General features: G+C 75.8%; 2 protein-coding genes. Both read left to right on the forward strand.

Features of this window, described 5'->3' with window-relative positions; translation table 11 throughout:
- Positions 1-3 precede the first annotated feature (3 nt).
- Positions 4-5,004 carry a type I polyketide synthase gene (locus tag OG989_RS19960; RefSeq protein WP_327028051.1) on the forward strand — a complete coding sequence of 1,667 codons (5,001 nt, stop codon included), beginning with the start codon at positions 4-6 and terminating at the stop codon, positions 5,002-5,004.
- Positions 5,005-5,053: 49 nt separating this feature from the next.
- Positions 5,054-14,560, forward strand: coding sequence for a type I polyketide synthase (locus tag OG989_RS19965; protein ID WP_327028052.1), 9,507 nt, complete (start codon positions 5,054-5,056; stop codon positions 14,558-14,560).
- Positions 14,561-14,563 lie beyond the last annotated feature (3 nt).

The following is a 14,563-nucleotide window of genomic DNA, read 5'->3' on the forward strand; positions in this document are numbered from 1 at the left end:
CCGATGAGCGATGACAAGCTGCGGTACTTCCTCAAGCGGGTCACCGCCGACCTGCACGAGACCAAGCGCAAGCTGCAGACCGTCGAGGCGCGCGACCAGGAACCCCTGGCCATCGTCTCGATGAGCTGCCGCTTCCCCGGTGGGGTCCGGTCGCCGGAAGCCCTGTGGGACCTCGTCGCCGACGGCCGGGACGCGCTCACCGAGTTCCCGGACGACCGGGGCTGGGACCTGGAAGCGCTCTACGACCCCGACCCCAACAAGCCGGGCAAGAGCTACACGCGCATCGGCGGGTTCCTCGACGGCGCCGGTGACTTCGACCCGTCCCTGTTCGGGATCTCGCCGCGTGAGGCCCTCGCCATGGACCCGCAGCAGCGGCTGCTGCTGGAGACGTCCTGGGAGGCCGTCGAGCGGGCCGGCATCGACCCGCTGTCGCTGCGCGGCAGCTCCACCGGTGTCTTCGTCGGGCTGAGCACCTCGAACTACGGCATGGGTCTGCCGAACGTGCCCGAGGGCGTCGACATGTACATCGGCACCGGCAACACCACAAGCGTCGCGTCCGGCCGGATCTCGTTCACCCTCGGCCTCAACGGCCCCGCCGTCACCGTCGACACCGCCTGCTCCTCCTCGCTGGTGGCCCTGCACCTCGCCGTGAACGCGCTGCGCCGCGGCGAGTGCGACCTGGCCATCGCCGGCGGCGTCACCGTGATGGTCACCCCCGGCGTGTTCGTCGTCTTCTCCCGGCAGCGCGGCATGTCCGTCGACGGCCGGTGCAGGGCCTTCGCGGCCGGCGCGGACGGCACCGGCTGGGGCGAGGGCGGCGGCGTGCTCGTCGTGGAGCGGCTGGCCGACGCCGAGCGCAACGGCCACCCGATCCTCGCCGTGATCCGGGGCAGCGCCCTCAACCAGGACGGCGCGTCCAACGGGCTCACCGCCCCGAACGGCCCCTCCCAGCAGCGGGTCATCCGCCAGGCCCTCGCCAACGCCCGGCTCGGCACCGCCGACGTCGACATGGTCGAGGCGCACGGCACCGGCACCACCCTCGGCGACCCCATCGAGGCGCAGGCGCTCATCGCCACGTACGGGCAGGACCGTCCCGCCGACCGGCCGCTGTGGCTGGGCTCGGTCAAGTCGAACATCGGCCACACCCAGAGCGCCGCCGGCGTCGCCGGGCTGGTCAAGATGGTGATGGCGCTGCGCAACGGCGTCATGCCGGAGACCCTGCACGTCGACGAGCCGTCCCCGCACGTGGACTGGACCGCCGGGGCGGTCTCCCTGCTCACCGAGTCCAAGCCGTGGCCGGAGCTGGACCGCCCCCGCCGCGGCGGCGTCTCCTCGTTCGGCGTGAGCGGCACCAACGCCCACGTGATCCTGGAGGAGTACCGGCCGCGCGTCGCCGAACCGGCGTCCGTGGACGGCGACGAGGCCGTCGAGGCCACCGCCGTCGAGCCCGCGCGTCGCCCCGGCCTGGTCGCCTCGGACGTGACCCTCTGGCCGGTGTCGGCCCGGTCGCGCTCCGCCCTCGCCGGGCAGGCCGCCCGGCTCGCGCGGCACGTGCGCGAGCACGGCGACCTCGCCCCGGCGGCCGTCGGCTGGTCGCTGGCCACCACCCGGTCGACGTTCGACCACCGCGCCGCCGTGGCGGGCCTCGGCACCGACGAGCTGCTCGCCGGGCTGGACGCCCTCGCCGCCGGCCACCCGGCCGGCAACCTCGTCACCGGTACGGTCACCAGCGCCGGCACCGGCCCCGTCTTCGTCTTCCCGGGCCAGGGCGCGCAGTCGGCGCGGATGGCCGCCGGCCTGGTGGGCCGGACGCCGGTGTTCGACGCGAAGCTGGCCGAGTGCCAGCGGGCCCTCGCCCCGTACCTGGACGTGGACCTCGTGTCGGTGCTCACCGGCGACGACGAGTCGTGGCTGGAGCGGGTCGAGGTCGTGCAGCCCGTGCTGTGGGCCGTCGGCATCGCCCTCGCGGCCGTGTGGCGCGCGGCGGGCGTCGTCCCGGACGCGGTCGTCGGCCACTCGCAGGGCGAGATCGGCGCGGCCTGTGTCGCCGGCATCCTCAGCATCGAGGACGCGGCGAAGGCCGTCGCGTTGCGCTCGCGGGCGCTGACCGTGCTGCGCGGCACCGGCACGATGGCGTCGGTGGACCTGTCGGCCGACGCGGTCGCCGAGCGGCTGCCGGCCTTCCCGGGCGTCGGCGTCGCGGCGGTCAACGGCCCCTCCACCGTCGTGGTCTCCGGCCCGCCGCAGCCCGTCGCCGACCTCGTGGCGGCGTGCCAGGCCGAGGGCCTGCGCGCCCGGCTCATCCCCGTGGACTACGCCTCCCACTCCGAGGCCGTGCAGCAGGTCGCCGAGCAGCTCCGCGCGGACCTGGCCGACGTCACCCCGCAGGCCGGCCACACCCGCCTGGTCTCCACGCTCACCGGGGACTGGGTCGACCCGACCTCGATGACCGCGGACTACTGGTACGACAACCTGCGCCGCACCGTGCGGTTCGACGCCGCCGTCCGGACGGCGATCGCCGCCGGGCACACCACGTTCGTGGAGATCAGCCCGCACCCGGTGCTGACGATGCCGGTCACGGCGATCCTCGACGACACCGGCGTCACCGGGCACACCCTGGGCAGCCTGCGCCGCGGCGACGACGACGCGACCCGGCTGCTGACCAACCTCGCCACCGCGTACGCCATCGGCCTGCCCGTCGACCTGACGAACGTCCTCGCCGAGACCGAGGTGGCGCCGCTGCCCACGTACGCCTTCGACCACCAGCGGTTCTGGCTGGACGGCAGCGGCGGCCCCGACCTGCAGAGCCTGCTCCAGGGCGCGGCCGGCGGCGACCCCAGCGACACGAGCTTCTGGGCGGCCGTGGAACGCGGGGACGTCACCGCCCTCGCCGAGACCATCGCCACCGAGGACACCCCGGCCCACGAGGTCCTCGACGCGCTGCTGCCGGCCCTGCCGCTGCTCACCTCCTGGCGCCGGCAGCGGCGCCGCCAGTCCGACATCGACAGCTGGCGCTACCAGGACACCTGGAAGCCGCTGACCGGCGTCGCCAACCGGGGCATGAGCGGCACCTGGGTCGTCGTGCTCCCCACCGGCGACATCATCGAGCCCTGGCAGGACGCCTGCGTCGAGGCGTTCACGGCGGCCGGCGCGACGCTCGTCCCGGTGCCCGTCTCCACCCCCGACGTCGACCGCGACCAGTTCGGCAAGCTGCTTCAGGAGGCGCTCGCCGCCGCGCCGGGTGGCGACGACGCCGCCGCCGAGGTGACCGGCGTGGTCTCGCTGCTCGCGTTCGACGAGCTGGCCCACCCGCTGCACCCGTCGGTGCCCGGCGGCTTCGCCGCCACCGTCGCGCTCTTCCAGGCCCTCGGCGACCTCGGCCTGCGCGCCCCGATGTGGAGCGTCACCTCCGGCGCCGCGTCGGTCGGCATGGCCGACCTGCTGCGCTCCCCGGTGCAGTCGCTGGTCTGGGGCTTCGGCCGGGTCGCCGCGCTGGAGCACCCGCAGCGCTGGGGCGGTCTCGTGGACCTGCCGGAGGCCGTCGACGAGCGCTGCGCCGACCTGCTGGTCGCGGCCCTCACCGCCGCCGGCGAGGAGGACCAGATCGCGGTACGCCCCGGCGGCCTGCTCGCCCGCCGGCTCACCCGGGTCCCGCTCGGCGAGAGCCAGCCCGCGAACCCGTGGCAGCCGTACGGCACGGCGCTGGTCACCGGCGGCACCGGCGCGCTCGGTGGGCACGCCGCCCGCTGGCTGGCCCGCAGCGGCGTGGAGAACATCGTGGTCGTCAGCCGGCGGGGCATGGCCGCGCCGGGCGCGCAGCAGCTCGTCGACGACCTCACCGAGCTGGGCGCCCAGGCGACCGTCGTCGAGTGCGACGCCTCCGACCGGGACGCCCTGGCCGACCTGATCGACGCGATCCCCGCCGAGTACCCGCTCACCACGGTCGTGCACGCCTCCGCCGTGCTCGACGACGCCATGATCAACGACATCCGGCCGGAGCAGATCGAGCGGGTGCTCCAGGCCAAGGTCGACGTCGCGTACAACCTGCACGAGCTGACCCTCGACCACGAGCTGTCGGCGTTCATCATGTTCTCGTCCTTCGCCGGCAGCGTGGCCAGCTCCGGCGTCGGCAACTACGCCCCGAGCAACGCGTTCCTCGACGCCCTCGCCCAGCACCGGCGTGGCCTCGGCCTGACCGCCACCTCCATCGCCTGGGGGGCGTGGGCCGGCGGCGGCATGGCCGACGGGCCGCTCGGCGAGCTGCTGCACCGCCACGGCGTGCCCGAGATGACCCCCGAGGCGGCCATCGCCGCGCTGCACCAGGCCGTGGACCACGGCGAGGCGTTCCTGACCATCGCCGACATCGCCTGGGAACGGTTCTCCGTCGCCTTCACCGCCACCCGGCCCGGCCCGCTGATCAGCGACCTGCCGGACGTGCGGCGCCTCGTCACGGCCGAGCAGGTGGCCAGCGTGGAGGCCGGCGACGGCCCGGAGACGTTGCAGGACCGGCTCGCCGGCCTGCCCGCCGCCGAGCGGCTCGCCGTGCTGCTCGGCCTGGTCCGCAGCCAGGTCGCCGCCGTGCTCAACTACCCGTCCGCCGAGTCGGTGGACGAGCACCGGGCGTTCCGGGAGCTGGGCTTCGACTCCGTCACCGCCGTCGAGCTGCGCAACCGACTCGGCTCGGCCACCGGCGTGGCCCTGCCGGTCACCCTGGTCTTCGACTACCCGACCCCGACGACCCTGGCGGAGTACCTCTTCGCCGAGGTCGCCCACGACGACGTGGTCACCCCGACCGCCCTCCTCGACGATCTGGACCGGATCGCCGACAGCCTCGACGTGGTGGCGCGGGACGAGGCGGCCCGGGTGCGGGCCACCGTACGCCTGCAGGCGATGCTGTCCCGGCTCGCCCAGGACAGCGGTGGCGCCGACATCGGCCGGCACCTCGACGACGCCACCGACGACGAGTTGTTCGCGATGGTCGACAAGGACCTCGGCATCTCCTGACCTTCCAGCTCCAGCTCTCTCCCGTCCCTTTCGAGGAAGCGGCACTCCGATGGCCAACGAAGACAAGCTCCGCGACTACCTCAAGCGGGTCATGGCTGATCTCCACGACACCCGCCGCCGGCTCAGTGAGGCACAGTCCCAGGAACTGGAGCCGGTGGCGATCGTGGCGATGAGCTGCCGGTTGCCGGGCGGGGTGCGCAACCCCGACGACCTGTGGGAGCTGTTGCGGGACGGCCGGGACGCGGTCACGCCCTTCCCCGACGACCGGGGCTGGGACCTGGAGCGCCTCTACCACCCCGACCCCGACCACCCGGGCACCTCGTACGCCCGGGAGGGCGGGTTCGTCGACGGGGCCGGGGACTTCGACTCCGCCTTCTTCGGCATCTCGCCCCGCGAGGCGCTGACCATGGACCCCCAGCAGCGGTTGCTGCTGGAGACGTCCTGGGAGGCGGTCGAGGCCGCCGGGATCGACCCGGCCTCGCTGCGCGGCAGCCGGACCGGGGTGTTCGTCGGCACCAACGGACAGGACTACGGCACCCTGCTCATGATGTCGCCCGACGGCGACGAGGGGCACTCGATGACCGGGGGCGCGGCGGCCGTCGCGTCGGGCCGGGTGTCGTACACCCTCGGGCTCGAAGGGCCGGCCGTCTCCATCGACACGGCCTGCTCGTCGTCGCTGGTGGCACTGCACCTCGCGGTGCAGGCGCTGCGGGCGGGGGAGTGCGACCTGGCGCTGGCTGGCGGGGTGACCGTGATGGCCACCCCGGGCCTCTACATCGGATCCAGCCGGCAGCGCGCCCTCTCCACCGACGGGCGGTGCAGGTCGTTCGCCGCCAGCGCCGACGGCGCCGGGTTCTCCGAGGGCGTCGGCTGGCTGCTGGTCGAGCGGCTGTCAGACGCCCGCCGCAACGGCCACCACGTCCTCGCGGTGGTCCGCGGCACGGCCGTCAACCAGGACGGCGCGTCGAACGGGCTGACCGCCCCGAACGGGCCGGCGCAGCAGCGGGTGATCAGCCAGGCCCTCGCCTCCGCCCGGCTCTCCACCGCCGACGTCGACGTCGTGGAGGCGCACGGCACCGGCACCAAGCTGGGCGACCCGATCGAGGCGCAGGCGCTCATCGCCACGTACGGGCAGGACCGGGGGGAGGCCCCGCCGCTGCTGCTCGGCTCGGTGAAGTCGAACATCGGCCACGCCCAGGCCGCCGCCGGCGTGGCCGGGGTGATCAAGCTGGTGCTCGCCATCCGGCACGGCGTCGTCCCGGCGACGCTGCACGTCGACGCCCCGTCCCCGCACATCGACTGGACGGCCGGCGCGGTGGAACTGGCCACCGAGGCCCGGCCGTGGCCCGAGACGGGCCGGGCGCGGCGGGGCGCCGTCTCCTCGTTCGGCATCTCCGGCACCAACGCGCACGTGATCATCGAGCAGCCGGACGAGTCGGCCGAGGAGCACCGCTCCGACTCCGCCCCCGGGCTGGTCGCGGCCGACGCGCTCCTCTGGCCGGTGTCGGCCCGGTCGAAGGCCGCCCTGGCCGGGCAGGCCGCCCGGCTCGCGTCGCACCTGCGACAGCGCGACGGGCTGGAGCCGGCCGCGGTGGGCTGGTCCCTGGCGGCCACCCGCTCGACGTTCGACCACCGCGCCGCCGTGGTCGGCTCGACCGCCGACGAGCTGCTGGCGGGGCTGGACGCGGTCGCGGCCGGCCTGCCCGCCGGGAACGTGGTCAACGGTGTGGCGTCGGGCCCCGGCGCGGGCCCCGTCTTCGTCTTTCCCGGTCAGGGCGCGCAGTCGGCGCGGATGGCCGCCGGTCTGGTCGGCCGGACGCCGGTGTTCGACGCGAAGCTGGCCGAGTGCCAGCGGGCCCTCGACCCGTACCTCGCCGTCGACGTGGTGTCGGTGCTGACCGGCGACGACGAGTCGTGGCTGGAGCGGGTCGAGGTCGTGCAGCCGGTGCTGTGGGCCGTGGGAATGGCCCTCGCCGCGGTGTGGCAGCACGCGGGGGTGACCCCGGCCGCGGTCATCGGTCACTCGCAGGGCGAGATCGGCGCGGCGTGCGTGGCCGGCATCCTCAGCCTGGAGGACGCCGCGAAGGCGGTGGCGCTGCGCTCCCGCGCCCTGACTGTGCTGCGCGGCACCGGGACGATGGCGTCGGTGGACCTGTCGGCCGACGCGGTCGCCGAGCGACTGCCGGCCTTCCCCGGCGTCGGGGTGGCGGCGGTCAACGGACCGTCCACCGTCGTGGTCTCCGGCCCGCCGCAGCACGTCGCCGACCTGGTGCAGGCGTGCCAGGCCCAGGGGGTCCGGGCCCGGTTGATCCCCGTGGACTACGCGTCGCACTCGCCCGCCGTGCAGGAGGTCGCCGAGCAGCTGCGCGCCGACCTGGCCGACGTGACGCCGCAGGTCGGCCACACCCGCCTGGTCTCCACGCTCACCGGGGACTGGGCCGACCCGATCTCCATGGGCGCGGACTACTGGTACGACAACCTGCGTCGGACGGTGCTCTTCGACACGGCGGTGCGGGTGGCCGTCGCCGCCGGGCACACCACGTTCGTGGAGATCAGCCCGCACCCCGTGCTGACGATGCCGGTCACGGCGATCCTCGACGACACCGGCGTCACCGGTAACACCCTGGGCAGCCTGCGTCGCGACGACGACGACGCGACCCGGCTGCTGACCAACCTCGCCGCGGCGCACGCCATCGGCCTGCCCGTCGACCTGACGAAGGTCCTGCCCGCCGCGCCCACCGTCGACCTGCCCACGTACGCCTTCGACCACCACCGGTACTGGCCCGCCCCGCCGGCCTTCCTCGCCGCGCCCGACGGCGAGCCGGACCTCGACCGGTGGCGCTACCGGGTCACCTGGCAGGCCGTGCCCGACCTGCCGCTGACCTGGCTCGCCGGCACCTGGCTCGTCCCGGTGCCCGCGGCGCTGGCCGGGGACCCCCTGGTCGCCGACGTGCTGTCGGCGCTCGGCAACTTCGGCGCGGACGTCGTACCCGTGGAACTGGACGCCACCGACGACCCGGCGGCGCTGGCCGAACCGCTGCGCGCCGCGCTCGCCGGCCCGGACGGACCCGTCGCCGTGCTCTCCCTGCTGGGCCTGGACGAGCGGGCGCACCCGGAGCACCCGGCGACCTCGCTGGCCGTCTCGGGCACCGCCCTGCTGGTGCAGGCGCTCGGGGCGCTCGGCGTCGAGGCGCCGCTGTGGTGCGCGACCCGGGGAGCCGTCGCGGTCAGCGCCGACGACCCGGCGCCGAGCCCCGTCGCCGCCGCCGTCTGGGGGCTCGGCCGCGCGGTCGCCCTCGAACACCCCGCCCGCTGGGGCGGCCTGCTCGACCTGCCGCACACCCTCGACGCGCAGGCCGGCGCCCTGCTCTGCGCGGCGCTCGGCGCCAACGGCGAGGACCAGTTCGGCGGTGGCGCCGACCAGTTCGGCGACGACGACGGCGCGGAGCAGTTCGGCGGCGACGAGGACCAGCTCGCCGTGCGCGGGTCCGGGGTCTTCGTCCGCCGGCTCACCCGGCTCACCGAACCCGAGCCGACCGCGTCCGGCGACGCCGTCGACGACACCTGGCGGATGCGCGGCACCGTGCTGATCACCGGCGGCACCGGCGGGCTGGGCGGGCACCTGGCCCGCTGGGCGGCCCGCACCGGCGCCGCGCACGTCCTGCTGGCCAGCCGGCGCGGCCCGGACGCCCCGGGCGCCGCCGAGCTGGAGGCGGAGCTGACCGACCTCGGCGTACGGGTCACCGTGGCCCGCTGCGACGTCGCCGACCGGGCGCAGGTGGCCGACCTGCTTGCCGCCGTACCCGCCGACGCCCCGGTGACCGCCGTGCTGCACACCGCCGCCGTCCTCGACGACGGGATCGTCGACACCGTCACCCCGCAGCGCCTGCACACCGTCGCCGCGCCCAAGTGCGCCGCTGCCGTCCACCTGGACGAGCTGACCCGGGACCTCGACCTGGACGCCTTCGTGCTCTTCTCCTCGGTCGCCGGCACCACCGGCAACGCCGGGCAGGGCGCGTACGGGGCGGCGAACGCGTTCCTCGACGCCCTCGCCGAGCGGCGCCGGGCCGAGGGCCTGCCCGCACTCTCGGTGGCCTGGGGCGCGTGGAGCGGGGCCGGCCTGCCCGCCGACAACGAACGCGCCCAGCAGCGACTGCGCCGGGGCGGCATGCTCGGCATGGACCCGGACCTGGCCGTCGAGGCCCTCGCCCGGGCGCTGCGGCGCGGCGAGGCCACGACCCTGATCGCCGACATCGACTGGGCCCGGTTCGCCCCCGCGTTCACCCTGGTCCGGCCCAGCCCGCTGATCGGCGACCTCGCCGAGGTGCGCGAGGCGACGCGGCCGGACCCGCAGGAGGCCGCCGAGGAGGCGACGGACGTACCGTCGGCCCTGGCGCGGCGGCTCGCCGGGCTCGCCGCGGCGGAGCGCGCCGCGACGCTGCTGGAGCTGGTCCGCCAGTGCGCGGCGACCGCGCTCGGCTACGGCGCGGCCGACGACATCCCGGCCACCCTGCCCTTCCGCGACCTCGGCCTGGACTCGCTGACCGCCGTGGACATGCGCAACTTCCTGGCCACCGCCACCGACCTGCGGCTGCCCGCGACGCTCGCCTTCGACTACCCGAACCCGACGGCGCTCGCCGCGCACCTCGACGAACTGCTCACCGGGGCCACCCCGGACGTGGCCACCCCCGCCCCGGCCGCGCCGGCCGACGACGACGAGCCGATCGCCATCGTGGCGATGAGCTGCCGCCTGCCCGGCGGGGCGGACACCCCGGAGCAGCTGTGGCAGCTCCTCGCCGGCGGCGGCGACGCGATCGGCGAGTTCCCCACCGACCGGGGCTGGGACCTCGACCGGCTCTTCGACTCCGACCCGGAGAAGGAGGGCACCAGCTACGCCCGCGAGGGCGGATTCGTCACCGGGGCCGCCGACTTCGACGCCGGCTTCTTCGGCATCAGCCCCCGCGAGGCCCTGGCCATGGACCCGCAGCAGCGGCTCCTGCTGGAGGCGTCCTGGGAGGCGATCGAGCGGGCGGGGATCGACCCGCACGCGCTGCGCGGCAGCCCCACCGGCGTCTTCGTCGGCACCAACTACCAGGACTACCGGAACCTGATGTTCAGCGCCGAGGGCGCCGAGGGGCACCTGATGACCGGCAACGCCGGCAGCGTGCTCTCCGGCCGGGTGTCGTACACCCTCGGACTGGAGGGGCCCGCCGTCTCGGTCGACACCGCCTGCTCGTCGTCGCTGGTCGCGCTGCACTGGGCCTGCCAGGCGCTGCGCCGCTCGGAGTGCTCCCTCGCCCTCGTCGGCGGCGTCACCGTCATGTCCACCCCCGGGGTGTTCGTCGGCTTCAGCCGGCAGCGGGGGCTCGCCCCGGACAGCCGGGTCAAGGCGTTCGCCTCCGCCGCCGACGGCACCAGCTGGGGCGAGGGCCTCGGCCTGCTGCTCGTCGAGCGGCTCTCCGACGCCCGCCGCAACGGCCACCCCGTGCTCGCCGTGATCAAGGGCAGCGCCGTCAACCAGGACGGCGCCTCCAACGGCCTGACCGCTCCGAACGGGCCGTCGCAGCAGCGGGTGATCCGGCAGGCGCTCGCCAACGCCGGCCTCACCCCGGCCGACGTGGACGCCGTCGAGGCGCACGGCACCGGCACCAAGCTCGGCGACCCCATCGAGGCGCAGGCCCTGCTCGCCACGTACGGCCAGCGGCCCGCCGACCAGCCGCTCTGGCTCGGCTCGATCAAGTCCAACATCGGGCACACGCAGGCCGCCGCCGGCGTCGCCGGGATCATCAAGATGGTGCTGGCGCTGCGGCACGGCTACCTGCCGCAGACCCTGCACGTCGACGAGCCGACCGACCAGGTGGACTGGTCCGTCGGCGCGGTCGAGCTGCTCGGCGAGGGCCGCCCGTGGCCGGTCACCGACCACCCGCGCCGCGCGGCCGTCTCCTCGTTCGGCATCAGCGGCACCAACGCGCACACCATCCTGGAGCAGGCCCCGGAGCCAGCCGTCGTCGAGCCGCCGACGGGGGATCCGGCCGGGCTGCCGGTGGTGCCGGTGCTGCTGTCGGGACGTACGGCGGTCGCGCTGGCCGCCCAGGCGGACCGCTGGGCCGAGCAGCTCACCGGGCTGGAGGCCCCCCGGACGGTCGACGTGGGCTGGTCGTCGGCGGTCTCCCGGGCCACCCTGGAGCACCGGGCCGTCGTGCTGGCCACCGACCGGATCGCGCTGGGCGCCGGGCTGCGCGCCCTCGGCGCCGGTGAGGACTCGCCGCTGGTGGTCACCGGCGTGGCCGCGTCCCGGCCGAAGGTGGCGTACCTGTTCTCCGGGCAGGGGGCGCAGCGGGCCGGGATGGGTCGCGAGCTGGCCGAGGCGTTCCCGGTCTTCGCCGCCGCGCTCGACGAGGCCTGCGGCGCACTCGACCCGCACCTGCCCCGCCCGCTGAAGCCGCTGCTCTTCGCCGAGCCGGACACCCCCGAGGCCGAGGCGCTGGACCGGACCGAGTTCACCCAGCCGGCGCTCTTCGCCGTGGAGGTGGCGCTGTTCCGGCTGTTCGAGGCGTGGGGGGTGCGCCCCGACTCGGTCGCCGGGCACTCCATCGGCGAGTTCGCCGCGGCCCACGCCGCCGGGGTGCTCTCCCTGGCCGACGCCGCCGAGCTGGTCGCCGCCCGGGGCCGGCTGATGCAGGCGCTGCCGGCCGGCGGGGCGATGCTCGCCATCGCCGCCACCGAGGCCGAGGTGACCGCCGGGCTCGGCGACCGCGCCGACCGGGTCTCCGTCGCCGCCGTCAACGGTCCCGCCGCCGTCGTGGTGTCCGGGGCCGGCGACGCCGTCGAGGAACTGGCCGCCGAGTGGACCGCGCGGGGCGTCCGGATCCGGCGGCTGACGGTCAGCCACGCGTTCCACAGCCCGCTGATGGAACCGGTGCTCGACGACCTCGCCGCCGTCGCCGGACGGCTGCGGTACCAGGACCCGACCATTCCGATGATCTCCACCGTCACCGGCGCGCCGGTCGACGCGGCGGAGATCGGCACGCCGGAGTACTGGGTGCGGCACGCCCGCGACGCCGTGCGCTTCGCCGACGCCGTCGCGGCGCTGCGGGAGCGCAACGTCACCGGCTACGTCGAGATCGGCCCGGACGGGGTGCTCACCGCCCTCGCCCAGGCCGTCCTGGCCGAGGACGCCCCGAGCGGCGGCCGGGCCCCGCTGGTCGTACCCGCCCTGCGCCGGGACCGCTCCGAGCCGACCACCCTGCTGCGGGCGGTCGCCGCGCTGCACACCCACGGCGTCTCCCCGGACTGGTTCGCCCTCTACGCGGGCACCGGCGCGCAGCGGGTCGACCTGCCCACCTACACGTTCGACCGGCAGCGCTACTGGCCGGAGCCGCCGCCGTGGGCCAGCCTGGCGGCCGAGGACGACCGCACCGACGTCGAGCGCCGCTTCTGGGCGGCCGTCGAGGCCGAGGACCTCGAGTCGCTGGCCCGCGACCTGGACGTGGACCGCGACCAGCCGTTCGGGACGGTGCTGCCCGCGCTCTCCGCGTGGCGGCGGCGCGGCCGGGAACGGTCCCTGGTCGATGGCAGCCGGTACCGGGTCGTCTGGGAGCCCATCGAGGAGACCCCGGAGGAGCAGGATCCCGGCCGCTGGCTGGTGCTGCTGCCCGCCGACCGGGCCGACGACCCCGACCTGAACTCCTGCACCTGGGCCCTGGGCACCGACGTGACCATCGTGCCCGTGGACACCGGCGCGGACCCCGACGAGCTGTGCGGCGGATTCGCCGACGTGCTCACCGAGGCACTCGGCGAGGACGGGGGGCCGCTGTCGATCCTCTCCTTCCTCGGCCTGGACGACGCCCCGCACGCCGAGCACCCGGCGCTGCCGCGTGGCCTCGCCGCGACCGTGCACCTGCTCCAGCAGCTCGTCGACCTCGACGCCCCGGCCCGGCTCTGGTCCGTCACCCAGGGCGCCGTCGGGGTCGGCGACGGCGACGTACCGGCCAACCCGCGGCAGGCGATGCTGTGGGGCCTGGGCCGGGTGGCCGCGCTGGAACAGCCCGTCCGCTGGGCCGGTCTGGTCGACCTGCCCACCGACCTCGAGCCCTGGACGGCGATGCGGCTCGGCGGCATCCTCACCGGCGGCGGCGTGGAGGACCAGCTCGCCGTCCGCGAGTCCGGGGTGCTGGTGCGGCGGCTCGTCCCGGCCGTCACCGACGGGGAGCCCGCGCCGTGGCAGCCCCGGGGCACGGTGCTGATCACCGGCGGCACCGGCGCGCTCGGCGGGCACGTGGCCCGCTGGGTGGCCGGCGCCGGCGCGGAACGGGTGGTGCTGACCAGCCGGCGCGGCACCGACACCCCCGGCGCCGCCGAGCTGCTCGCCGAGCTGACCGGCCTCGGGGTGGACTGCCGGGTCGCCCGCTGCGACGCCGCCGACCGGAACGCGGTGGCCGAGCTCCTGGCCGACCTCGGGCGGGAGGGCCCGCCGCTGCGCGCGGTGGTGCACGCCGCGGGGGTCAGCGAGGTGGTGCCGCTGGCCGACACCACCCTGGAGGACCTGGCGTACGTCATCGCCCCGAAGCTGTCCGGCGCCGAGCACCTCGACGAGCTGCTCGACGGCGTCGACCTGGACGCGTTCGTGCTCTTCTCGTCCATCTCGGCGGTGTGGGGCAGCGGCGGGCAGGGCGCGTACGCGGCCGGCAACGCCTACCTGGACGCGCTCGCCGAGCGGCGCCGGGGCCGGGGCCTGGCGGCCACCTCCGTCGCCTGGGGACCGTGGACCGAGTCCGGCATGTACACCGAGGGCGCGGCGGAGCAGCTGCGCCGCCGCGGCCTGCGGGTGATGCCGCCGGGCGTGGCGATGGCCGGGCTGCGGCACGCCCTGGCCGTCGGCGACACCTGCGTCACCGTCGCCGACGTCGAGTGGGCCACCTTCGCGCCGCTGTTCACCTCGCTGCGGCCCAGCCCGCTGCTGGCCGACCTGCCGGCCGTACGCGAGCTGGCCGTCACCCCCGCCGACGCGCCGGACGCCTCCGCGCCCGTCGCCCGGGACCTGCTCGCCGAGTTGCGGGCGCTGCCCGGCGACGAGCGGCGGGCCGCGCTGCTGGAGATGGTGCGCGTCGACGCGGCGAAGGTGCTCGGCCACTCCTCCGGCGACGTGATCGAGACGGACCGGGGCTTCCTGGACCTCGGCTTCGACTCGCTCACCGCCGTGGAGCTGCGCAACCTGCTCACCGCGGCCACCGGGCACGACCTGCCCACCACGGTCGTCTTCGACTACCCGACGCCGGCCGGCCTGGCCGACCACCTGTACGAGGAGCTCTTCGCCGACGGCGACGGGGAGTTCGGCGACGACGGCGACGAGGAGTCGGTCCGCCGGGCCCTCGCCGCGATCCCGCTGGACGAGCTGCGGCGGACGGGTCTGCTCGACCAGCTGCTCCAGCTGGCCCGCACGAGCGCCGCTCCGCCGGCCGTGGCGCCCGCCGCCCCGGCCGCGCCCGAGGCGCAGATCCACGAACTCGACGTCGCGGGCCTGGTCCGGATGGCCCTGGAAGGCTCCGACTCGTGACCC

Origin of the sequence: Micromonospora sp. NBC_01740, from assembly GCF_035920365.1 — a bacterium.
In the GTDB taxonomy this organism is placed as follows: Bacteria; Actinomycetota; Actinomycetes; order Mycobacteriales; family Micromonosporaceae; genus Micromonospora; species Micromonospora reichwaldensis.